Origin of the sequence: Salirhabdus euzebyi, assembly GCF_014207435.1 — a bacterium.
GTDB classification, from domain to species: Bacteria; Bacillota; Bacilli; order Bacillales; family Alkalibacillaceae; genus Salirhabdus; species Salirhabdus euzebyi.
Map to the genome: position 1 here is coordinate 178,950 of NZ_JACHGH010000002.1, position 23,162 is coordinate 202,111.

At 34.3% G+C, this 23,162-nt stretch carries 26 protein-coding genes and 2 riboswitches; of the genes, 20 read left to right on the plus strand and 6 right to left on the minus strand.

From position 1 onward, the window contains the following. The first annotated feature begins 15 nt into the window (after window positions 1-15). Both HNQ94_RS03955 and HNQ94_RS03960 read left to right on the plus strand, forming a co-directional pair. Window positions 16-1,164, plus strand: a complete 1,149-nt coding sequence (locus tag HNQ94_RS03955) for a DEAD/DEAH box helicase (RefSeq protein ID WP_174494974.1) — start codon at window positions 16-18, stop codon at window positions 1,162-1,164. Between the two features lie 258 nt (window positions 1,165-1,422). Then, window positions 1,423-1,728 (plus strand): hypothetical protein, encoded by a 306-nt coding sequence (locus HNQ94_RS03960; protein ID WP_174494973.1) that lies wholly within the window; start codon window positions 1,423-1,425, stop codon window positions 1,726-1,728. 293 nt (window positions 1,729-2,021) lie between these two features. Here HNQ94_RS03960 and HNQ94_RS03965 read toward each other — a convergent pair whose 3' ends face one another. Beyond that, window positions 2,022-3,032, minus strand: coding sequence for a DUF3231 family protein (locus HNQ94_RS03965; RefSeq protein ID WP_174494972.1), 1,011 nt, complete (start codon window positions 3,030-3,032; stop codon window positions 2,022-2,024). Between the two features lie 149 nt (window positions 3,033-3,181). Here HNQ94_RS03965 and HNQ94_RS03970 point away from each other — a divergent pair, with 149 nt between their 5' ends. The 6 genes from HNQ94_RS03970 (at window position 3,182) to HNQ94_RS03995 (ending at window position 7,510) form a co-directional block, all read left to right on the plus strand. Next, a complete protein-coding gene (locus HNQ94_RS03970; protein WP_174494971.1) occupies window positions 3,182-3,670 on the plus strand; it encodes a hypothetical protein in 489 nt (162 codons plus the stop codon). After that, a complete protein-coding gene (locus HNQ94_RS03975; RefSeq protein WP_174494970.1) occupies window positions 3,654-4,145 on the plus strand; it encodes a hypothetical protein in 492 nt (163 codons plus the stop codon). The genes HNQ94_RS03970 and HNQ94_RS03975 overlap by 17 nt, the downstream gene beginning before the upstream one ends. Window positions 4,146-4,296: 151 nt before the next feature. After that, window positions 4,297-5,301: a permease gene (locus tag HNQ94_RS03980; RefSeq protein ID WP_174494969.1), complete on the plus strand. Its 1,005-nt coding sequence runs from the start codon at window positions 4,297-4,299 to the stop codon at window positions 5,299-5,301. 12 nt (window positions 5,302-5,313) lie between these two features. Beyond that, window positions 5,314-6,288 carry a TIGR03943 family putative permease subunit gene (locus HNQ94_RS03985; protein ID WP_174494968.1) on the plus strand — a complete coding sequence of 325 codons (975 nt, stop codon included), beginning with the start codon at window positions 5,314-5,316 and terminating at the stop codon, window positions 6,286-6,288. 174 nt (window positions 6,289-6,462) lie between these two features. Beyond that, complete coding sequence (locus HNQ94_RS03990; RefSeq protein WP_174494967.1) at window positions 6,463-6,822, plus strand: rhodanese-like domain-containing protein; 360 nt, start codon at window positions 6,463-6,465, stop codon at window positions 6,820-6,822. Window positions 6,823-6,970: 148 nt separating this feature from the next. Next, entirely contained in the window at window positions 6,971-7,510 is a 540-nt protein-coding gene (locus HNQ94_RS03995; protein WP_174494966.1) for a hypothetical protein, read from the plus strand. A 33-nt stretch (window positions 7,511-7,543) separates the two neighbouring features. On the opposite strand, the gene HNQ94_RS04000 is transcribed toward HNQ94_RS03995, so the two are convergent. Together HNQ94_RS04000 and HNQ94_RS04005 are read right to left on the minus strand one after the other, a co-directional pair. Beyond that, complete coding sequence (locus tag HNQ94_RS04000) at window positions 7,544-8,164, minus strand: pyridoxamine 5'-phosphate oxidase family protein (protein ID WP_174494965.1); 621 nt, start codon at window positions 8,162-8,164, stop codon at window positions 7,544-7,546. Window positions 8,165-8,179: 15 nt separating this feature from the next. Further along, window positions 8,180-8,560 carry a VOC family protein gene (locus tag HNQ94_RS04005; protein ID WP_174494964.1) on the minus strand — a complete coding sequence of 127 codons (381 nt, stop codon included), beginning with the start codon at window positions 8,558-8,560 and terminating at the stop codon, window positions 8,180-8,182. A gap of 580 nt (window positions 8,561-9,140) precedes the next feature. On the opposite strand from HNQ94_RS04005, the gene HNQ94_RS04010 reads away from it, so the two are divergent. Further along, entirely contained in the window at window positions 9,141-10,046 is a 906-nt protein-coding gene (locus HNQ94_RS04010; protein WP_174494963.1) for a DMT family transporter, read from the plus strand. A 126-nt stretch (window positions 10,047-10,172) separates the two neighbouring features. After that, window positions 10,173-10,320: riboswitch (cyclic di-AMP (ydaO/yuaA leader) on the plus strand. A 108-nt stretch (window positions 10,321-10,428) separates the two neighbouring features. After that, on the plus strand, window positions 10,429-11,781 hold the full coding sequence (locus HNQ94_RS04015) for a TrkH family potassium uptake protein (RefSeq protein ID WP_174494962.1): 1,353 nt from the start codon (window positions 10,429-10,431) through the stop codon (window positions 11,779-11,781). Between the two features lie 57 nt (window positions 11,782-11,838). Here the strand turns inward: HNQ94_RS04015 and HNQ94_RS04020 are convergent, their stop codons facing one another. Beyond that, window positions 11,839-13,068, minus strand: coding sequence for a TolB family protein (locus HNQ94_RS04020; protein ID WP_246199924.1), 1,230 nt, complete (start codon window positions 13,066-13,068; stop codon window positions 11,839-11,841). Window positions 13,069-13,184: 116 nt separating this feature from the next. On the opposite strand from HNQ94_RS04020, the gene HNQ94_RS04025 reads away from it, so the two are divergent. From HNQ94_RS04025 to HNQ94_RS04035, 3 genes are all read left to right on the plus strand, one after another. Continuing rightward, window positions 13,185-13,610 (plus strand): GNAT family N-acetyltransferase, encoded by a 426-nt coding sequence (locus HNQ94_RS04025; protein WP_174494961.1) that lies wholly within the window; start codon window positions 13,185-13,187, stop codon window positions 13,608-13,610. A gap of 12 nt (window positions 13,611-13,622) precedes the next feature. Beyond that, window positions 13,623-14,018, plus strand: a complete 396-nt coding sequence (locus HNQ94_RS04030) for a VOC family protein (protein WP_174494960.1) — start codon at window positions 13,623-13,625, stop codon at window positions 14,016-14,018. An 80-nt stretch (window positions 14,019-14,098) separates the two neighbouring features. Further along, window positions 14,099-14,641, plus strand: a complete 543-nt coding sequence (locus HNQ94_RS04035) for a GNAT family N-acetyltransferase (protein WP_174494959.1) — start codon at window positions 14,099-14,101, stop codon at window positions 14,639-14,641. 120 nt (window positions 14,642-14,761) lie between these two features. Here the strand turns inward: HNQ94_RS04035 and HNQ94_RS04040 are convergent, their stop codons facing one another. Both HNQ94_RS04040 and queF read right to left on the minus strand, forming a co-directional pair. Further along, window positions 14,762-15,394, minus strand: a complete 633-nt coding sequence (locus HNQ94_RS04040) for a queuosine precursor transporter (RefSeq protein WP_174494958.1) — start codon at window positions 15,392-15,394, stop codon at window positions 14,762-14,764. A gap of 45 nt (window positions 15,395-15,439) precedes the next feature. Then, a complete protein-coding gene (queF, locus tag HNQ94_RS04045; protein WP_174494957.1) occupies window positions 15,440-15,937 on the minus strand; it encodes a preQ(1) synthase in 498 nt (165 codons plus the stop codon). Between the two features lie 75 nt (window positions 15,938-16,012). Continuing rightward, window positions 16,013-16,059: riboswitch (PreQ1 riboswitch) on the minus strand. Window positions 16,060-16,213: 154 nt separating this feature from the next. Between queF and HNQ94_RS04050 the strand changes: the two genes are divergently transcribed. From HNQ94_RS04050 to HNQ94_RS04080, 7 genes are all read left to right on the plus strand, one after another. Beyond that, a complete protein-coding gene (locus tag HNQ94_RS04050; RefSeq protein WP_174494956.1) occupies window positions 16,214-17,557 on the plus strand; it encodes a hypothetical protein in 1,344 nt (447 codons plus the stop codon). A 101-nt stretch (window positions 17,558-17,658) separates the two neighbouring features. Beyond that, a complete protein-coding gene (locus tag HNQ94_RS04055) occupies window positions 17,659-18,681 on the plus strand; it encodes an SDR family oxidoreductase (RefSeq protein WP_174494955.1) in 1,023 nt (340 codons plus the stop codon). Window positions 18,682-18,866: 185 nt separating this feature from the next. Then, a complete protein-coding gene (locus HNQ94_RS04060; protein ID WP_174494954.1) occupies window positions 18,867-19,436 on the plus strand; it encodes a sigma-70 family RNA polymerase sigma factor in 570 nt (189 codons plus the stop codon). After that, window positions 19,429-20,832 carry a hypothetical protein gene (locus HNQ94_RS04065; RefSeq protein ID WP_174494953.1) on the plus strand — a complete coding sequence of 468 codons (1,404 nt, stop codon included), beginning with the start codon at window positions 19,429-19,431 and terminating at the stop codon, window positions 20,830-20,832. The genes HNQ94_RS04060 and HNQ94_RS04065 overlap by 8 nt, the downstream gene beginning before the upstream one ends. A gap of 189 nt (window positions 20,833-21,021) precedes the next feature. After that, on the plus strand, window positions 21,022-21,198 hold the full coding sequence (locus HNQ94_RS04070; protein ID WP_174494952.1) for a hypothetical protein: 177 nt from the start codon (window positions 21,022-21,024) through the stop codon (window positions 21,196-21,198). A gap of 113 nt (window positions 21,199-21,311) precedes the next feature. Then, the gene (locus HNQ94_RS04075; RefSeq protein WP_174494951.1) at window positions 21,312-21,860 is read left to right on the plus strand and encodes a GNAT family N-acetyltransferase; all 549 of its coding nucleotides are present in this window, start codon (window positions 21,312-21,314) and stop codon (window positions 21,858-21,860) included. Window positions 21,861-22,186: 326 nt separating this feature from the next. Then, window positions 22,187-23,158, plus strand: coding sequence for a ring-cleaving dioxygenase (locus tag HNQ94_RS04080; RefSeq protein WP_174494950.1), 972 nt, complete (start codon window positions 22,187-22,189; stop codon window positions 23,156-23,158). The last annotated feature ends 4 nt before the right edge of the window (window positions 23,159-23,162 follow it).

A 23,162-nucleotide genomic window follows, 5' to 3' on the forward strand; every position in this document is an offset into this window, starting at 1 on the left:
AAAGGAAAGAGCCAAATGACAGAACAATGGGAACTATTGAATACGTTTAAACCTTTTATCAAGGAAGCATGGGAAAAAGAAAACTTTACAAAACCTACATCTATTCAGGAGCAGGCAATTCCAACCATTTTAGAAGGAAAAGATGTGATTGCTGAATCTCCAACTGGTACTGGTAAAACCTTAGCTTACTTATTGCCTATTCTTCAAAACATTGATGTGGCAAACAGCGGTGTGCAGGCAGTTATTTTAGCTTCTTCACATGAATTAGTTATGCAGATTAATCAAGAAATTCAAAAGTGGACCATGAACGAACCGATAAACAGTGCATCATTTATCGGTGGGGCCAATGTCAAACGTCAATTAGAAAAATTAAAAAAGCGTCCACAAATAATCGTAGGAACTCCGGGTAGGACGTACGAATTAATAAAAATGAAAAAAGTAAAAATGAATCATGTAAAGATGATTGTTCTTGATGAGGCTGATCAGCTTTTAGTAGCTGAACATATCCCTACTGTTCAAAACATTGTAAAGTCAGCACTTGCTGACCGACAAATAGTTGTCTTTTCCGCAACGTTAAAGGAAGAAACAGAAAAAGTGGCAACAAGCCTACTTCAAAACCCTGAAAAAATTAGAATAGAAAAAGAAGATGCCCTACCTCCTGTGGAGCACATTTATTTTGAATGTGAGGCAAGAGATAAAATTGAATTTGTTAGAAAACTAGGTAGATTAGATAAGATGAGAGGGATTGCCTTCATGAAAGACATTGGTAACCTTTCCGTTTTTGCTGAAAAACTAGCTTATAAAGGTCTACCAATAGCTGTAATCCATGGTGATACAAAGAAACAAGATAGAGCAAAAGCAATACAAGAATTTAGAAGTGGTAAAAAACCATTACTTTTAGCAACAGATGTTGCAGCTAGAGGGTTAGATATTGAAGGAGTTACCCATGTTATCCATATTGATGTACCAGAAGAAGTAAACCAATACGTACATCGATCTGGACGGACAGGGAGACTAGGTTCATCTTTCGGAACTATCATTTCACTCGTCACTTCACGTGAGGAACGAACGATTAAACAATTAGCTAGGAAACTGGGTATTGATGTGCAGAAAAAAGTTTTAATAAAGGGTCAAATTAGGGATGTAAGAAGACAGAACGGTTGATTTTATCAGCCGTTTTTTCTTGTTAAAAAATATTATTTATTTTGTGTAACATAAATAAATGTTCATTCGTCTTATATGTGTAAATACTAGACTCAATTTATCAAGAAGGTGAAAATCAAAATTCAGGTGGATTAGAACATTATCAGTCTTAAGTAGTAGATTTATTCATAACATGGATGGATTGCAACAAGGTGTCTAAAAATTATAATTAGATTAACAATTCACATTTGTATGGAAAACGTAAGGAGGAATGTGAGCATGTTAACAATGGAAAGTTTAGAAAAAAATCTACAGCCATTAGACCTATTAGACGTTCAATATGATAACGAAATTAGACACGAAATACATTTCAGAAGACGCCGCCTACCATCTGGGAAAAGAAACTTGCTATCGAAAGTCGGAATGTTAAAGGATGGTACCCTAACAGGTTACATATATGTAGGGCATTTACGTGAATTTGATTATCATCCAGACAGGACAAAAATGGGCTACTTACCGATTAAAAACTTAAAAGAAGAACAATTTAAAGAACTACTTAATAAAGTAACAAAACATTATCGCTAACTTTCGAAAACGATTGTGAACCATAAAGGTTTACAATCGTTTTTTTATTTTTGGCTATTGTATAAGAAAACTGCTGTATTTTTTATTTAAATTGCGACGTAACTATAGGTTTGCATTTTGATGAGTGCTATACGACGGCTTCGGCAAACTCCGCTTCCACGGGCACGGCCTCAGCCTCTCCGCGGAATACCTTGGATTTGCACACATCAAGTTACGTCGCAGTCTCCATCAACATTAACCACTACAACAATTTTTACAAAAAGATCCTATTTTGAATGATTAGCAGAACCATACTATCTCTTCTTTTTCACTAATTCTTCACGGTTTAAGTTTTGAGGAGGTTTTTCCATCCATTGCTGTTTAATCATAAACTCAGCAAGGTCCTCTGCGTAATTGGCTAGTTCGGTAATCAGTCTGACATAATTGATTCCTAAGTCCCTCCGTAAACTTGCCCCAATAGCTGAGCCATAATTATTAATACCAATACTAATCATTGCAGATACATTATTCGTAATAAGTTTATCGGAAAATGGGGGTGTCGTGGAACCGAGTATATCACTATCCCAGCCAGAAGGAGCATGTATTGCTTCCTTCCGTAAAACTTGTGAAAATACTTCTGCATGCTTTTTAGCTATTTTGTGACCTCTATAAAGTAAATCTCGAACTTCTCTTTTTTCTGCTACTTGGCTATAGGCAAGCATCATTGCAGCAACCGTTAAGCTTCCTTCAATATTTGCTCCTAGATGGGATATTTCTACTGCTAGTAATGGTCTATCCTCATCTAAAAAACCATCCGTAAAAAATGTGGCTTTTTGCACATATTCTTTTTCTGTTGGATAGGCAAGTGAAGGACTTCTAACTAAAATACCCTTTCGTAACATTGTGTCAATAACAATGTCGTACAATTGATTGGATTGTTTTAACCATTGTCCTGCAAGTTCTCGAACATCCTTTCTTACACAGGTGGATTTTCCTAATGCATAGTTCGTCAGTCCTGCTCTTGACATATGCTCCAAAAAACGATACATCAGTAAGTCTGGAAATAACTTTGGGGCATCTTGATTCCAATCTTCCTCAGTAAAACCATCAGGGATAGGAATTCCTTCCTGTTTAAACAAAGTACTAACCTGTTGGATATGCTCATTTGAACATTCTAAAGCGAAAGATAGAATAGGATTAAGGCTAGTATCCTCATTAGTTAATTGAAAATGCTTTAATATGTAATAGGCAAGGGAATCTTGTAAATAGGTTGTCCATAGTAGAGAAATTTCTGTGGAGATTAACTTTGGATTGTGAATAGTCATTTTAGCACCTACTTTTTATGAGTAGTTTGATGTAATCTACACACAAAAATACAGTAAAAATTTATAAATGAATAGTTTTTGCTTTTTGTAGGAATAAATGATAAGACAGGAGCGTTCCTTTTCCAAATGATTTAATTTGGGGTGATTAAGTGGTATTGCTGTTATTTGTATTCATAAATATTGTAGTTGCTGTTTATGCTATTCGCTATAAAAAAACTGGATTGGATCCATTAGAAATATTTGCTTACTGGTGCTTTACAGTAATATTAATTCAAAATAATTCCGCACTTTTACATTTAAATATAGAAGGGATTATACTGTCTGAGAGGGAAAGTTATAACTGGGCAGATTTATTAAATAGACTCATTTTTTTACCAATATTTTTCGTTTGGTTTATCAATCGATATGTTAGGACAGCAAATAGAAAAGAAAAGGCAATTTTGTTTTTTCTTTCTTTAAATATAGTTGTTGGGATAGAGTGGTTTGGTGACTGGGTAGGTTTGTACGAGCATAAACATTGGGAAATTTGGTGGTCCTATTTATCAAAGGGAACAATGCTATTGCTTGCCTTAATTTTTATGAAGATTTTCCGTCATTATTACTATAAAAGGGACAAAGCAAATGAATTTTACGTTTGATTGGAACGAAACGTTTTTTATTCTCTCTAGCCTAGTCAGCTTAACCATTTTTTTCATATTACCGAAGCGATTTAATGGGTTTGTTACCTTTTTCATTTGGCTTTTTGCGATTGTATATATCGAAACAATTGACTATACCTTAGGGGTTAAACCGTATGACCTATATGATTTTCTTGATGGTCCGAAGTATCAGCCGACAACAGCATTTGCCCATTTTGCATTATATCCTTCATGTGCCTATATTTTTCTTTATTTTTATGATAAATGGGGGTTAAAAGGAATTAGTCTACTAATGTATATCGTCGTTTGGACTGTAATATCTGTATTCTATGAATGGTTATGTGTTCTAAATGAGGTATTGCATTATAAAGAATGGAAAATTTTCTATTCAATTCCTACCTATCCAATCAGTTGCTTTATTATGATTAAATTGTTTCAATTTATTAAACAAAATTTTAAGCATAGTCCACATTAAAGGCTTGGGGTAAGTTCCTAAGCTTTTTTTACGGAAAAATTTTAATAGTAACAATTACTATTTACAAAAATGGTAGTGTGCGATAGAATTTGAATCATGATAGTATGACCGTAAAAACTAGATTATTAATGTTACTTTGGGGGATTATGTAATGGGGCGTAGAACGCATTCCTTTTTAATAGATTTTACAGGTGTTATTTTAGTTGGACTAGCCATAAGTATGATTACACTAGGAAACACAATAGAAAATTGGTTTTCTGTTTCTTCAGCCTTTCAAAATTTAAATACTATTTTTCTTAGTATTTTAATAGAAGCCGTACCGTTTGTTTTAATTGGTGTGCTTATTGCAGGTTTCATACAAATATTTATAACAGAAGAACATATTCAAAAATGGATACCCAAAAATAAGTTTCTAGCGGTGACGATGAGCTGTGTTGTTGGTGCAGCTTTTCCTGCGTGTGAATGTGGCATTGTTCCGATTGTTAGAAGACTTATTGCCAAAGGGGTTCCAATATATGCAGGAATAGGCTTTTTGTTAACTGGTCCGCTAATCAACCCTATCGTTATTTTTTCAACGTATATGGCATTTGGTAATGATTTTAAAATTGCAGCTATGCGAATGATTCTTGGATTTGCTATTGCGATGATTATTGCTTTAATTATTAGCTTGTTTGTTAAAGGTAACCAACTAAAACCATCAGCATTGCATGCAAATGCTAACACGAACAAGGAACATCATAAGCAAAAGTTTAGTCAAAAAATATGGGGCATGCTAACCCATTCCGTTGATGAGTTTTTTGATATGGTAAAATATTTAATTATCGGTGCTTTTTTAGCAGCGGCAGTTCAAGTTTATGTATCATCTGAAACGTTGTTAGGTATAGGGACTGGAGTTGTTTCATCCACACTTGTTATGATGGGATTGGCATACGTTCTCTCATTATGTTCAGAGGCGGATGCATTTATCGGTGCGTCCTTCAGAAATCTTTTTCCAACAACAGCTATTATGGGATTCTTAATATATGGACCGATGATCGATTTGAAAAATACGTTTATGATGTTAAGTGTCTTTAAGGCAAGATTTGTCTTTTTCTTTGTAGCACTAGTTACAATTGTTGTCCTTAGTGTATTAATTCTTGTACAAGGTATTTTGTAGGGAGGAATAAAAATGATTTTTCATTTTCAACAGGCCCTTAGAGCATATATTTTAATAGCATTCACGGTCTTTTTATGGCATTTACATTATTCAGGTGAAATAACGAAATATATTAATCCAAAGTACGAAATGATTAGCCATATAGGAGCAGTTATTTTCCTCCTTTTATTTATCGTGCAAGTGGGTAGAATATGGACAAAAAAACATGAGCATAACGAACATTGCCACCATGATCATAACCATGACCATGGAAATACACCATTTAATCTAAAGAAGCTTGTATCTTATGCCATTGTTATTTTCCCACTGGCAACAGGCTACCTACTTCCAGCTAAAACGCTGGACGCATCTATTGCTGCAAAAAAAGGAACTATGTTAGTCCTTTCAGGGAAGGCACAGGAGGTTTCGAATCAACAAGCCAATCTTCCGGATGTGATAGAAACACCTCCTGTAGAAAGTGACAACACTACTCAAATAGATCCAGAACTTAATAATGTAGACGAATACAATAATGAAAATATTCCACCTATTGATGACAATGTTCAAGATCCCAATGCTTATTCCAATACAGTTTCAGAGGAAAAGTATAATGAAATGATAAGTGAGTTAGAAAATAGTTCTGTCATTGAAATGACAGCCCAAAACTATTCAGCTTTCTATGAAATAATCAATCGGGACTTAAGCCAATATATTGGAAAAACAATCAAATTTAAAGGATTCGTTTATAAAGAGGACGGCTTTACCTCTAACCAACTCGTTTTAGGGCAATTTTTAGTTACGCACTGTGTAGCTGACGCAAGTATAGTTGGTTTTTTATCTGAGTTTGATGAAGCTTCATCAATCGATGTAGACACGTGGGTTCAAGCAGAGGGAATAATAGAATTAGGATCCTATAACGGTGTAGAAATGCCTATTGTGAAGGTGAATAACTGGAAAGTCATAGGAGAACCAGATCAACCATATTTATATTCATTGTATACGAACTAGCTATAAAATGGTTGATTAAAATGAATGAAGGATGATAAAAAGGCTTCCGAAAATGTGCAACTTTTTGGAAAAGCCTTTTTCTTTTGAAATGGAACCGAATTGGTTGACAGAAATCCGACAGAGCTTTAAAGTTTAACTTGGTAAAAATCCCACAGCTCTTTGGAGGAGAAATGTATGTTGTATATAGGTATAGGGTTATTGATAATTGCTCTTTATTTTTTGTATGCACGATACTTTCCAATCTATGGCGTTCCTTGCATGGAGCATCTAACGATTAAGGAAGGTGTATTACTAATAGACGTCAGGGACTATATTGATGCATCAAGTGACCCAATTGCTGGGTCTAAAAATATTCCTTTAGCTTATTTAAAGAGAAATATACAAGACGTAGTTGGCCAGGAAATCTATGTAATTGCCGCAGATCGCCTTGAGAAAAATATCGGCATTCGACTTTTACAAAGAAATGGATTAAAAGTAGCTGGTTACAAACTCACTACATGCAAGTGTTTTGAAAAGGTGAATTCACCTGCATAGAGAAGCTATAAAGCGAAGTTATGCTCCATTTGGAGTTCATAACTTCTTTTTTTATACATACAATTGTTAATGGATAAGTGTAATGCTTCTTATGATGAATCTATTAAAATCACTAATAGATGAAGAGGAGAAGGGAGGGGAAAATGGGGTGAAAACGTTAAGTGTAAAGCTGTTAGTTTCTGTGATGAATAGATTTTCTCTGGATGAGGAAACTGCTACACAACTGATAAGCCAAGCACTAAAGGATCAAGAGGTAATTTCGTTTATCACGGATAAAATTGGACAAGAAAAAATTGCGTCCAGTCCATCCCTTGAATCTTTTAAGCAGGAGAAGCAACGACGAGAGTGGTATAGTGAGTATAAAAAATTAGAAGAACGAACAAGATGGGCTATGAAGGTGAGTATTCCAGAAGTACTAATCGACGAGGATTTAAAACGGAGATTCTCCGTAATAGAATGTAAACGTATTGCATTAAAAAGAGTTGCTGACCATTTTGGGGTCCGTTGTACAAGATGTAATGGAACAGGAGTATATGTTCAATCCACTATTGATGACAAAAGGTGTTGGAAATGTTTCGGGTATAAAAAATTTGTAGACTATGATGATTTGAAAATAAGAAAAAGTATTGAGCGGGCAGTGGAGAAAGATAATCCATTTCAGCCATTATCAGTTGGGGAGAAAGAATAGAGAAAACCACATATCAATATGTGGTTTTCTTCATTAATACAACCTTTTCGTATAACTTTCCTGAAGTAGCTTCTGTACTTCCTGATTAGGAATTTTGGCATGTTCTGATAATATTTTAGCTGGAGAAGGCAGATTTTTTTGATTAGTCCATGATTCCGGGTCCCAGAGTTTAGATCGTTTAAATGCTTTGGCACAGTGGATAAAGCACTCTTCTACCTCTACACAAATTCCTAGCAGTGGAATCTTTCCCTGTGCCTCCATTTTTTGCAATAGTTCTTCATCCTTGATAATTTCAGCCCTCCCATTTATTCGAAGTGTTTCTTCTAAACCAGGAATGATGAAAATTAATCCAACACTTGGGTTTGTTAAAATATTCCTCATTGAGTCGATGCGTTTATTCCCAGGTCTTTCAGGAATAACCAAGTGTTTTTCATCTAAAACATGAACAAAACCAGGTGCATCTCCTCTAGGTGACGCATCACAGGCACCATTTTCATTTGCTGTTGACATCACTAGAAAAGGGGACTTGGCTAGAAACTCTATACAATTCCCATCTAAATATGTGATTACTTTATTTTCTACTAGTTTACTAGGTGTACCTAAAATCTCTCTTAATTCATCTTCGGACTTTATTGTCTCTTTAATCTTACTCAAATTTCCTCACGCTCCCTAAGTATTTGAATAATTAAACTCAATTAAGTTTCCATCAGGATCACTAACGAATACTTGGTGCCAGCCCGTAATACTATTCGGTTTGTTTAAAATGGAAACCCCGTAATGATTCATTCTATTAATAAATTTATCTATATTTGAAACCCGGATGGCAAAATGTCCATCCCGTGAATCCAATTTCGTTGTCCCCCTTAATGTATTTCCTTCATTATGTATGATCAAATGTATTTGTGTATGGCCAACCTCATACCATGCCCCTGGAAAGTCAAAATCCGGCCGATCTTTACTTTCTTTTAATCCTAAAATTTCTTCATAAAAGTATTTTGATTTTTTTAAGTTCGTCACTAGTAAAGAAACATGATGTATTCCTTCATACATAGTTTGCCAGCTCCTTTTTTGCTAAATCAATATCCATGATATCACTTAGCTCCTTATGATACACTTAAATAGTACCGTTGATTGCAAAGGTTGGTGGAATATTGAAACTCGAAATTAGAGAACAAGCATTAACGAATTTACGTGAATTAATTGTAAATGATAAGGTATTAAGAATTGATGCAAAATATACAGGTGGTTGAAGTGCGAATACGGATTATAAATTGGTCCTGGATGGATCAAATGATACAGATATAGAACTAAATTCAGAAGGTATAAGTATTTGCATGACACCTTTCACAAAAGAGACCATAGGGGAGCACTTTATTATTGATTTTAACCAGAACTATGGATTTGTTTTAAAAACACCGAATGAAGTGTTAGCTTTTGGTTTAAAGGTGAAGTAAATAATTAATCAGTTTCATATGGAAGGCGATAGGATGAGGTTATTAAATACTCATCCTATTTTTATGGTCTTTGTGTTAATATATGACTCATATAGTTGTTTAACGAAAAGGAAACATATTATTTTTTAATTTATTACAAATTTAATAACGACACATTGTGTTATATCGGAGGAAGTATGAATCAAAAATTTGTCGCATTTCTATTAACAATATCCATCATTGCTATATCTTTTGCAGCAATTTTTGTGAAGTGGTCAGATGCACCTGCTACGATTATAAGTATGTATCGCATGTATTTAGCTTGTATTTTATTATTACCGATAATATGGATAAAAAGAAAAGAATTTAGTAAACTATCAAAAAATGAATGGTTCTTTTTATGTTTATCAGGTGTGTTTTTAGCGTTGCATTTTGCCTTATGGTTTGGATCTTTGAAACTCACAACAGTAGCTAGTTCAACCATTATCCTTTCGTTACAGCCTATCATTGCACTGTTAGGTGGATACTTCTTTTACAAAGAGAGAACGACTGTTTTTACTTTATTAACGATAGGCATTTCAATCGTAGGTGTTGTGCTGATAGGATGGGGAGATTTCGGACTAGGGAATAAATACGTCATAGTCGGTGACATTTTATCGTTCTTAAGTGTGATAGCTGTTGTTGGCTATTTGTTAATTGGACAAAACAAAGTAAGGAAAATTTCTCATTGGATTTATAGTTTTTGCGTATTTTTGTTTGCGGCTATTGTATTACATATATACAATTTAATTATTGGTGTACCTATAATGGGATATGAAGCTCAGGAGTGGGGAATCTTTTGGTTGTTAGCAATTTTTCCAACAGTAGCCCATGTTATTTTTAATATGTTACTTAAGTATGTAAACACGACCGCTATATCGATGAGCATCTTAGGTGAACCTGTAGGAGCAACGATCTTAGCAGCGTTTTTATTGGGAGAACAAGTTGTTGGATTGCAGCTCATAGGAGGATTTTTTGTTTTAGTGGGTGTATTCTTATTTATCATGCAACAAAATAGAATCTATCAGTTGAAAAAGAAAGAGATTCTGAACGAACAAGGATAAAAATGAATCTTGCTCTAACTACCTAGTACAAAAATCACTAGAAGGGATACTAAAAAATATAATTGACAATTATAGAAAAGGAGAGTAGATTATCCTTATTAAAATAATTTATCATTTTTAATCAGTGCCTTTTATTCGCTTAATCAAATTTCTGAGCGGGGGAACCAATATAGATGGAATTACATCCATCGTGGGGTGAATCTTACCTAGTAAGAGGGGATACTCTCAATTCCTAATCCGACAGCTAACCTCGTAAGCGTTCAATTACATGTGGAGAGAAAGGTCAAAAGTTGAACTTTAGACCACTCTATTTGTTGTGGTTTTTTTTAATGCAAAAAATCTAGTATTAATAGACTTCATACGAAAAAAGGGGACGTTTTACTTGTCCAATATTCTAAATAATTTAAAAAATTTAAAGCCTGCACAAATTATTGTCTTGTTTTATGCCATTGCTGTAATTGTCTCCGTTTGTTTGTTAAGTCTACCTATTGCTTTAAAGCCTGGAGTAGACTGGGAGTTTTTAGATGTACTGTTTACAGCAGTAAGTGCTATTAGTGTTACTGGACTTTCGGTTGTTTCTACAATAGAAACTTTTAGCACACCTGGGATATTTATTTTGATGTTTATTTTGCAGTTTGGTGGAATTGGAATTATGACGTTAGGCACCTTTTTATGGCTACTTATCGGAAAAAAGATTGGCCTAAAAGGGAGACAATTAATAAGGACCGATCAAAATCAATCCCATTTATCGGGATTAGTCAAACTGATGAAGCAAATTTTAGTTATCATCTTAATTATTGAGTTAATTGGTACGATTATTTTAGGAACTTACTTTCTTACGTATTTTCCTACATGGCAAGAAGCATATTTGCAAGGATTGTTTGCTTCTGTAAGTGCAACTACCAATGCAGGCTTTGATATAACGGGAAACTCATTAATCCCGTTTGCCAATGACTATTTTGTTCAATTTATTAACATTATGTTATTAACATTAGGGGCTATTGGATTTCCGGTGCTTATTGAGTTAAAAGATTTTTTGAAAAATAGAAAGTCACCCTATGGTTTCCATTTTTCCTTATATACAAAATTAACTACAATCACTTTTTTCTCGTTAATGGCTTTTGGCACCATCATTATATTATTATTTGAGTTCAATCACTTTTTTGCAAACAAAAGCTGGCATGAATCCTTTTTCTACTCCTTGTTTCAATCATCGACAACTAGAAATGGTGGGTTAGCTACAATGGATGTTAGTGAATTTTCGAATGCTACCTTATTTGCTTTGTGCTTTTTAATGTTTATTGGGGCTTCCCCGAGTTCTGTTGGAGGCGGTATTAGAACAACAACGTTTGCTGTTGTTGTGTTGGTTATCCTTTCGTTTGCTAAAGGACAGAAAAGTGTTAAAGTATTTAAACGTGAGTTACATGAAGATGACATAAGAAAGTCTTTTGTAGTAAGTTTTTTAGCCTTATTTATTTGTTTTATCGCAACAGTTATCCTATCCAAAACGGAGCCTTTTTCTGTTATGGAAATTTTATTTGAAGTAAGTTCTGCATTTGGTACAACAGGATTATCTATGGGTATAACACCAGAGCTTAGTTCGGCAGGAAAAGTTGTCATTATTGCACTAATGTTTATAGGGAGAATCGGTATTTTAACATTTATTTTCTTGTTTAATCAAGAAAAACAGGAAGCAAGTTATCATTATCCAAAAGAACCTTTAATTGTTGGTTAAAGATAAAAATTATAGTACTTTATCAATAGAAAGGGATGGATACAACAATATCCCTTTCTATTTGTTTTCGTAAACAGTTAATTCCTTTACGTTTTTCAATAACATTTCTAGATTGGTACCATCTATATCACCTATCCATACATCTTTATGGGCATCAATGATGGAGTTACCCCTAAACCAAATAAGTTTATTAATAGCATTAATGTAGGTTGGTTCGTAGTCACCTTTTCCTTTCGGTGGTTTGGTCAGTAGGAATTGTTCATTTGTTTTTCTGTTTATTTTATATAAGGATGGAAGAGGATGTTTCCTAAAATCATTCGACCATTCTGCTTCCTTCACTCTTGATGTAACAAGCAAATTATGATCAATCCATGTAAAGTCTAATTCGGCATATTTGTCGGGAGTTAAAGGCTGAGTAGTCGGAACTTCCTTAATCTTCAAGTCTTTATCCTTAAATCCAAACACAATTCTTCCACCGCCAGCAATATAGGCAATGGTGTCCTCAGTTGGTGCCCACTTTGGTTTTCCGACTCCCAAAATAACTTCATCTAGAACAGAAAATTCTTTTCCTTTACTTGATATTATACAGAGCATGTTGCTGTCCATTGACCAAGATGCAGTTGGTGACACCACAAAGGAAATCCATTTATCACTAGGGGAAAATTGAAATTGAGAGGCCTGTATCGCTAGGATACGCTCTTTATCTGTACCAACCTCTTTCGGAATGGTAAAGAAATGTTCCGTTTCTGTATCCGTTTCATGTGGATTCCAGTTTTTCTTGAAAAGAATAAGATTTGTCCATCCATTTGGCTGCCGATTTGCTTGTGAGGCTAGTAAAAATCCGTTTCCGTTTGGTAACCAGGTAAAGTCATTAACACCTATTGAAACATTTTGAAAAATGTTTAAGTCTGATACATTTAGTACTTCTTCGTTTAAAAAGGCAATGATATTTTGATTGGGTGCCCATTTTGCAGTATGCCCATTTATCGGTATTTTCTTTTTCTCTTTCCTATTTACATGATAAGCCCAAATTTCATGTATTATTTCTTTGTCTTTTTCTAATCTTGTTTGGTACATAATCCATTTTCCATCTGGTGACCATTTGGGAGAGGAAATGGCATGATCATCATCCACGATTTTTTGCTCTTTATTTTCACTGTAAATCCATAAATTACCTTCACGGATAAAAGCTATCTGAATACTTTCATCCGTTTGCATACCTAAAGAAGGAATAGTTGTAGAAAATGTCATAAGTAAGAGTGAAAATGGTAAGAGTACACGAAACAATATTATCACCTATTCATTTTTTCTTAGCTTTTAGAAATGGAGTTAAAAATATGTATAGCAAAAAATAGAGCTTGACCGTATGATTAGCTTAATGAAACATAGAAAGGGTCTTAAAGATGGAAATTGCAGTTCAATACGCGACAAAAGTAGACTTAGTAGACTTAGTTGAAGTGGATAAAGAAACGATTGGAAATGACAGTAGAAAAGCTTATATCGAGGATGCCATAAAGGAAAAAAGATGCCTAGTAGCCAAGAGGCATAACGTTAGTGTCGGCTATTTAATTTTTCATATGCATTTTTTTGATTACCCGTTTATATCACTAGTTATGGTAAGAAGGACAGAGAGAAAGAAAGGATATGCAAAAGCCCTTATGGAGTATGTGGAACAATTATTCTCTGTAGAAAAAATTTTTTCTTCCACGAACCAATCAAATAGAAAGATGCAAGACGTTTTTCAAAGGGTCGGTTATGAAAGAAGCGGAGTGATCGATAATTTAGATGAAGCAGATCCAGAATTAATTTATGTGAAATTTTTAAATTAAGGAGGTTGTGATATGAATAGAATAATTCCACACATTTTTATAGAAAATTGTAAAGAAGCTATTTCTTTTTACCATGATATTTTCGGTGGGGAAATCAGAAATATACAATTGTCAGATGGTATTGAAATGTTCAAAGGGCAAGAGGGAAAGTACATTCATGCCGAGTTACATATTAATGAGCGAAGTGTTCTGTATTTTGCAGATGTATTTGGAGAAACAGTAAAAGGATCAAACATATGGTTATCGTTGGATATCGAATCAGAAAAGGAATTGAATAATACTTATCAGGCTTTATTAAAAGAGGGAATGGTAAAACAAAAATTAAAGGAAACATTTTGGGGAGCTATTTATGCAGTAATAACAGACAAATATGGTCTTACATGGGAGTTAAACTGTACGAAACAGTAATGGAGGAGGTAAATCGTTTAATCCTTGATTGTTGTATACCAATGGAAAACCAATAGAATATGCACGGATAGGGAGATCTTATGAATATTAATCAAAAAGAGTTTGATGTTAATCGTTTACGTTATGTGATTCGATCTGCGAAAGTTGAAGATGGGAAAAGTTTAGCTAAAGTAAGGTTACAAATTGATGGAGAAACAGAAAATATGGATAGAAAGCCAGGAGAGGCTTACATAGATGAATTGGGTTTTAGACAGTTAATACAGGAGGATACTATTAGTAAATCAAATTTATTTTTAGTTGCAGAAGTGAATGGGAAGATTGCAGGTTTTTCTAGATGCGAGGGGAACAGTTTAAAGAGAACAGCTCATAAAGTAGAGTTTGGAATTGCTGTATTAAAAGAATTTTGGGGCCATGGTATTGGAAAAAACCTATTACAGCAGTCGATTGACTGGGCTGACAATAATGGAATTAAAAAAATATCATTAAGTGTTTTAGAAACAAATGAAAAAGCAATTATTCTCTATAAGAAGTATGGTTTTGAAGTAGAAGGAAGATTGAAAAATGATAAATTCCTCTCTGATGGGAAGTTTTACGACACATTAGTGATGGGCAGGTTGGTTTAATGGGTAAGTAAAATTCTTGCTGTATGTTTTTACGAAACGTTATATGGGTCTATTCCTAGGTCCGTTGTAAAAAGAAAGAGGCTATGACCAAGTATATTGGTCATAGCCTCTCTTCTTTTTTTATGATGCATATTCCTGTTGAACAGGATTTGACTTTTCTTTTTTTGCTAGTTTTACTAAAGCATATGCAATAGGGGTATCAATGATAGCAATTAATAACTTAAAGGCATATTGTGTGCCAATCATACCGAGTAGAACGGATGTTGGAACAGTTCCCCAGAAAGCAATCGTAATAAATAAAGTTGTATCAACTAATTGACTAGACATCGTAGAAACATTGTTACGTAACCACAATTTTTTCTCGCCATGTTTCGCCTTTAAGCGGTGGAACAGAGATACGTCTAAGTTTTGACTCACCGCATAGGAAATCAAACTAGCTAAAATAACACGGAAGCTTCCACCTAAAATTGTTTCGAATTCAGACTGTGCACCGAAAATTGGAGCAGATGGTAGCTGGATAGCTAAAAAGATAAATACTAAAACAATTAATTGTGTGAAAAATCCTGCTTGAACCGTTTTGCGAGCTACATCTTTTCCGTAAACTTCCCCAATTACGTCCGTAATTAAATAAGTTACAACGTAAACAATTACAGCTGCTGGTAAAACAAATTCTCCAATACTAAAAAGTTTTACACCTAATATATTGGAAACAACTAACAAACCAACAAATAAAGCATTTAAATATATAAACACGCTAACCTCTCCTTTTTTGATTGGGAGGTAGTCAGCTTTCCCTCTTTAACGATTATCAACTTTCTCAGGATACATATCGTGATTGAGCAAACGGTGTTCTGCCATTTTTTCATATTTCGTACCAGGTTTTCCGTAGTTGCAGTAAGGATCGATAGAAATACCACCTCTTGGCGTAAATTTACCCCAAACTTCAATGTAGCGTGGATTCATTAACTCTATTAGATCATTCATAATAATATTCATGCTATCTTCATGGAAATCACCATGGTTACGGAAACTGAACAAATATAGTTTTAAAGATTTACTTTCTACCATTTTCACATCCGGAATGTAACTAATATAGACGGTTCCAAAGTCGGGCTGTCGCGTCTTTGGACATAGTGTTGTAAATTCAGGACAGTTAAATTTTACGAAATAGTCACGGTTAGGATGCTGATTATCAAACGTTTCTAGTACTTCAGGAGCGTAATCAAAGGAATAGGATGTTTCTTGATTTCCTAGTAATGTTACATCTTGTAAGTCTCCATCTTTTCTTCCTGGCATTATGTTTTCCTCCTTCCAACAGTGTCAAAAAATAAAAATGCCACATCCCAAGGGATATGGCATTTATCACGTCATATGTCCTTAGTTTTTTATAGAGGGTTTAAGCTAAGAACCTCTCCCATATTGGGATATTCACTTATACTTTGCTAATTATATAAAGGCATAGAGAAGATGTCAATATAAATTCTTAAGAGGAATGGAACGTTTATCAAAGGAATATATACATTTTTATGGAACTATAAAAAGATACCATACAAAATACTGGGGGAAATGGGGATGAGAAAGAGGCTATTTGGTTTTATTGTGGTACCTATGATATTTATTTTAGTTGCCTGCAATGGGGGAGCTGTTCAGAATGCCTATGATCAGACACAAGATAATGAAGACAAAAAAGTTAGTAATGAACCAAATGATAATAGAGAAGGAAATAATCGGACGGAGCTTTTAGATATTAGTCAATTGTATTGGGGAATGAGTATCCAAGAAATAGAAGAACTATTTCCTGCTAAAAAATTTGAACACAACAAAAGTGGTGACATAACAAGTCTTACATTAACGGAAAATCGGTTTAATGGTTCAGTATGTGTGGATGGGGATTCCATGCATCTGAGTATAGATCAGAGCGGATTAAGTGCTATCTACTTCACCTTAAATATGAATAAAGCCTGTAACAAAGATAACCCTGATGCGCAAGAACTTGTCAATACTGGTTTTGAAGAGCTGTATAACAAATTTATTACAGAAGTTGACCCAACTTCAACTCGTCAAAGGAGCTCGACAGTAGAAGAGTGGAGTAATGACCATAGTGAGTTTGAATTGGCATTTTGGGTTAACTTGCATGAGAACCCTCCAATACCTTATGCAGATGTAATGATCAAAAAGAATAAAGAGAATGTCGCTGTCGTCGTAAAAGCATCTGCGGAAATTGTAGAAAATAATAATGAGGATTCATGGCTAGGTAAATGGAATCGTCCGCTTAGAAATAACAGTGCCACATTGAACGTGTTAGAAATGAATGATAAAGGATTTACCTTTACCATTAGTTCTACATGGCACGCTCGAACAGGAATGGTTGATGGATCTGCCTTTTTTACATCTACAAGCCAAGCGATATTTGAAGATGGATTAGGATGTCAAATTAGTTTTGTTAAGAATGGTGGAAAAATGGAAGTAACACAAACAATGGAATGTTCCGGATATGGTGGTTTAAACGTTACGTTTGAAGGAGATTTTTTAAAAGGTGATGTACAAGTACCAGAAGCCTCACTGTTAGATATAGGTATATTTGAAACGAAAAAACAGGATGATTTATTCCGAAAAGTAGTAGGGGAAGATTATAATTTGTTTGTAGAAAATATGGGCGTATATGCTTTAGGATCAAATTTGGATAACTTTAATGCAAACGTTGTGCAAGGATATATTGTCGGACTCGCAACGTTAAATGAGGCTATTATTATGTATAATGAGAATAACGAAATTTGGGGTGCAACTTTACATGATGGCCAAGTTCTTTACTACTCGAATGTGGGTGAATATAAGCGAAATATTCCTGTTACGATTAAAGAATGGATTCAAGATGTTGGAGGATATAACGGAAAAGTAATGTTTAAGAGTAAATAGTGTTCATACTCATCCTTATACTAAAATATGTTAACAAGAACGGATTTTAGTATATGGGAAAGCACTAATCCGTGTAATTAACGACGTGGAGGAGAAATGTAATGAAAATACTAATATTAGGTGGTACTAGATTTTTAGGACGTTTTCTTACCGAAAATGCTCGTAAAAGAGGGCATGAAGTCACTTTATTTAATCGCGGAAAAGAGAATCCTGATTTATTTCCGGATGTTGAAAAACTAATGGGTGATCGAAATGGGGATTTAAAAAATTTAGAAGGACGTAAGTGGGATGCTGTCATTGATACTTGTGGTTTCGTTCCCCGAACAGTCAGAGAATCAGCAGAACTTTTATCAAAAGAAATAGGACACTATACTTTTATATCTAGTGGCTCGGTTTATAATAATTTAGAGGAAAAGGGAATTGATGAAAACCATTCGATTAATAAACTTTCTATGGAAAAAGCAGAGGAGATGACTGAAGGAACAGCTGGTCCTATTTATAACGAATATTACGGACATTTAAAAGCTTTATGCGAACAAGAGTTAGAGAGGATCATGCCTTCTCGTAATTTAGTTGTTCGTGCTGGTCTTATCGTCGGTCCATTTGATTATTCTGATAGATTTTCTTATTGGGTAAACCGAGTGGCCAAGGGGGGAGAAGTCCTAGCACCGGGGAGAAAAGACAAAGAAATCCAATTCATTGATGTAAGAGATTTAGCGGAATGGATAATAAAAATGGTGGAAACGAATGTGATTGGAGTTTTTAACGCAACTGGTCCTCACTTCACCTTAACGATGGAACGTTTTTTAGAAGAATGTAAAAAATTAACAAATAGTAATACTACATATACTTGGGTAAGTGAAGACTTTCTTTTGGATAAAGACATTAAACCTTGGACAGAACTTCCTCTATGGCTACCTGATAAATGGAATATGTCTGGCTTCCTTTCTATGAATATAGAGAAAGCGGAAAAGAGAGGGTTAACATGTAGACCATTAAAAGAAACCATTCGTGACACGTTAACCTGGGAATCTACACGTACAAATTACGAAAGAAAAGCTGGAATGGATATAAATAAGGAGCGGAAAATATTAAAATGGTGGAATCAGTATCCTGTTTCATAAAGCCACTAATTGTTCCGGGTTTTAAACTTTTTATGTACTGCATCAAAATTGTTGGGCACAAACTGACAATTAGGGTGCAGTTTTTATATGTAAAAATAGATTATTAATTTTTCATTTAATAAGTGAACTATTTTTTAACTTAAATCGTCTAACCATTAAACTCTTTGAAAGAGGTGAATAAATGAATGCAAAAAAGGATTTATGACAGCAGGATACATGAAGAAATGAATTGCAATGTAATTAATAAAGAAGAAGTACTTAAGTGGCTAATGGAGGAGTATGGCCAACATGTTATTAGGCTTGCTTATACATATGTAAAAGATAAATCACTTGCAGAAGATGTAGCCCAAGATGTTTTTGTGAAATGTTATCAAAAGTTAGATGATTTCAGGCAGGAAAGCTCGTATAAGTCATGGCTGTACCGAATTACTGTGAATAAATGTAAGGACGTATTAAAAAGCTGGAATTTTAAAAATGTAAAACCAGTCGAGTTTTTTCATCCCAAGAGTAACCCCGTATCAGGAAGTACTCCAGAACAAATTTCCATAACAAATGAAAAAAATAGACAGATATCACAAACTGTTTTATCCTTACCGATAAAACTTCGCGAGGTCGTCATTATGTACTATTACGAAGAGCTTAAGATAGAAGAGGTAGCGAGTCTATTAAATATCAATATAAATACAGTAAAGTCTAGGTTGGTCCGTTCAAGACAAAGGCTTAAGAAAATGATGGGAGGTACTGTCTTTGAGTAACGGTTTGGACAATTTAAAAGAGAAGATGAATGAAACGGTGCTTAAAGATGTTCGTTTTGAAGAAAAACATATGCAAAATGTTTTTAACGAATTAAATACATTACAGAACCCTAGAAAAGGGAAAATGACTAAGATTTATTATATATGTTTGAGTACCGTTGTAACGTCTGGCATCCTGTTAGGTCTTGTTTACTTTGTTGGAAAGGAATCTGGATTATTTTCAGAAAGAAATGAACCGATAGAAAATAAAGCAAATATTTCCCCTGACAGTAACACAATAGAAAATCCAGTTGAACCTGATAAAGAAGACGTTATTTATACCCCTCCTAAACAAGAAGAATATAAGGAGAAAATGACAGAAGAAGAGATTCTTACAAAAATGCTGAATACAATTAATAACTTTGAAACAGCTCAAGGATCTTTCACTTATCGAAACACATTACAACAATATAACGTTGAATATGAATTAAGTTTAACAAAAAATTACGGTGGCTATAGCAAAGTAGTAACAACTGACCTTAAAGAGCAATCAAAAAACACACATTTTACGTATTACAATGATGAATTTCTTTGGCAGATAAATGAAAACATCAAAACGTATAAACAGTCAACATCGTTTAAAAATGTCAATCCAGGAGCTAGAACAATTAGTGTTGAATCTGCATTCCATACAAATAGTGACGGAGATAACGTTACCACTTTTAATAGTCGACCACATATAGGGAATGCTCAACTCTCTCTATTCCCTTATGAGTTAGCATCCAACTATACAAGAGATTACGAAAGGTGGGAAATTGAGAAACAAAATGAAGAAGTTGTTGGACACAATACTATTGTATTAAAGGGTACATTAGATAAATATGCAGCAACTAAACATGACTCAAATACTTTTCGGTTTTGGGTAGATAGGGATACCGGTATTCTGGTGAAATTTGAAACATATAACGCAAACAATGAAGTTGTACATTACTTGTATCCAAATGAACTAAATATAAATGTCCCTATAAATCGTACAAAATTTATTCCGAATTTAAAAGGTTTGTTACCTGATAATATAGATCCAAACATACTTGAAAACAATAAAGATTTGCTAGAAACAGTAAAACAAGATATCGAGAAATCATTTGATGAAGACTTTTCTACCTATAAGGAAATCGAATTGGGGAAGGTCTTTGAACAAGAATCCAATTATCATGAACTTTTTAAAATCACCGAACAAGTACTCCGAGGACAGGAGGTTGGTGATATTATACCAATCTTACTTCTACAAGATAATCACGGCATGATTATCCAAAAGAAAAAAGACGGAACAAATGTCATCCATTACATCGAAAAAAGTAATCGAGAATGGGTCGAAACAAAAAAAGTTTCCAAACCAGGGAAAATTATTGAATAGTATCGAATAAGGCTTGTCTTCGAAAAAAGAAGGCAGGCCTGTTTTTATTACTAGTTTTTTCTCTTGCAGCTTTTATCCTATATTTTAAGAAAGAAATAGATGTACCATCATATAATGATAAAAACAGCTAAAAGAATAACGGACTAAAAAACAAATCATTATCAATAAAAAAGAAGGGATGAGTTAAAAATGGTTGTCGTTTTGTACGTTTTATCTTTTACTTCTATCATTTATGGGAAATTAACACTTATGCAAGGATGGCAAGGAACATTTTCAAAATTACTAGGAAACGGGTTTTACTATGGGGGATTAATCTTATTAGTTATGGCTATTTTCCTAACAATTAAAAAATCGGTAAGAAGATAAAGAAGAAAATCAAAACGAAACATAAGTTAATAACATTGAAAAAAGGTAGGGTTTGATATAATAGAAAAATAGTAAGAAAGGTGGTAATTTTTACTACTAGATAGGAGAAAGCGATGAATATTCATTTTCGAAAATTAACCAAACCAAATAATACCTTAGTAAAAATGTTAAATAATTGGGAGAATGATCCTACTTTAATACCGTTGATTCGCCCTAACCAAAATAAATCAGAACTAGATTGTCGAAACAAATTGACCCTAGATGACCTGACTAAAAGGTTGGAGAATCATCAAATTTACTTAATATATCTAGACGACAGACTTGTAGGTGAAATGAATTATATGGTCGATCCAGGTCATCTTATTAAAAAGGAGACGGGATCAGCATGGATTGCAATTACCATCGGGGAAGCGGAAGGACGAGGTAAAGGTATCGGATATGTTGCCATTCAATATTTGGAGAAACAGATTCAGAAGCAGGGGCTTAAACGAATTGAATTAGGTGTTTTTGAATTTAATAAAAACGCTGTAAAACTTTATCAAAAACTAGGTTACAAAGAAATTGGTCGTATAGAAAACTTTACATTTTGGCAAGGAAAAAAGTGGGCGGACATTCGTATGGAAAAATATGTAGATAAAAGACAAGAGGGTGTATATAAGTAGAAAATTAGATAAACAAAAAACAAAAAGAAAAACTAAATTTCTACCTAATTAGATCGTAAATACGGTCTTTTTTTATTCATTTTTTAAAATTTACTTAGTGTAAAAACACGCGTTACTTACTTTTCGTAAATGGTTTATGTTAAAATCTAACCAATGATATGTTTGGGAGTTGACAATGAGTAGCAAAATAATTTTACAATAACGACAGGTATTACTTTATGTTTTAGCTTGGGGACTGTTCTTGTGATGAATAAAAAGTAAAAGTAATTAAAGCTTAGTAAGACATTAAAATCGGTAATTATAGTAATCAAGAAAGGTGTGTAGGAATGACACTAAAACCTTTAAAAGGACAGCATCACGTTTCTGCAATCACAGCAGATGCGAAAAGGAATTATGACTTTTATACGAAAATACTGGGTATGAGACTCGTTAAAAAAACGGTGAATCAAGATGATACGTCTGTTTATCATTTGTTTTATGCGGATGAAAGAGGAACCCCAGGTACAGACTTAACTTTTTTTGAAATTCCACGTGCTGGACAAACGTACGGAGGAAGGAACGCTATTACAGGTACTTCTTTGCGTGTTCCAAGCGATGCCTCTTTACAATATTGGAAGGAAAGATTTAAAAAGCACGGAGTAGACTATGATGATATAACAACAGATACAGGGAGACAAACACTTGCCTTCCGGGATTTTGAAGGGCAACGATTAATCTTAGTATCCGATGAAAATGATACGGGTGTTGCTGCTGGATGTCCTTGGGACAAAAGCCCTGTACCACAAGAACATGGTATTGTTGGGCTAGGCCCTGTCATGTTAACCGTAGGGAATATGGAAGCAATGATGAAAATATTAAAGGATGTTTTAGGCTATCGTGAATCTCGGTCATATAATTCTTTGGGGCATGAAACCCGTGTCTTTGAAACCGGTGAAGGTGGGACAGGTGCTGAAGTTCATGTAGTAGAGCGTTCTGATCTTCCAAGAGAAAGGCCAGGAAGAGGTAGCGTCCATCACGTTGCCTTTCGAGTAGAAAACGAAGAAGAATTAAACAAGTGGGTAGAGCTAGTAAATCAGTTGAAAATCCCTAATTCAGGCTTTGTAGAACGCTATTATTTCAAATCTCTGTACTTTAGGGAGCCGAATGGGATTTTGTTTGAGTTAGCTACGGACGGACCAGGGTTTGAGAGCGATGAACCATTTGAAACGCTAGGGGAATCCTTAGCATTGCCTCCTTATTTTGAGGATAAAAGAGAAGAAATAGAAGCGAAATTAAAGCCCTTGGAAACGAAAGAATAAACAA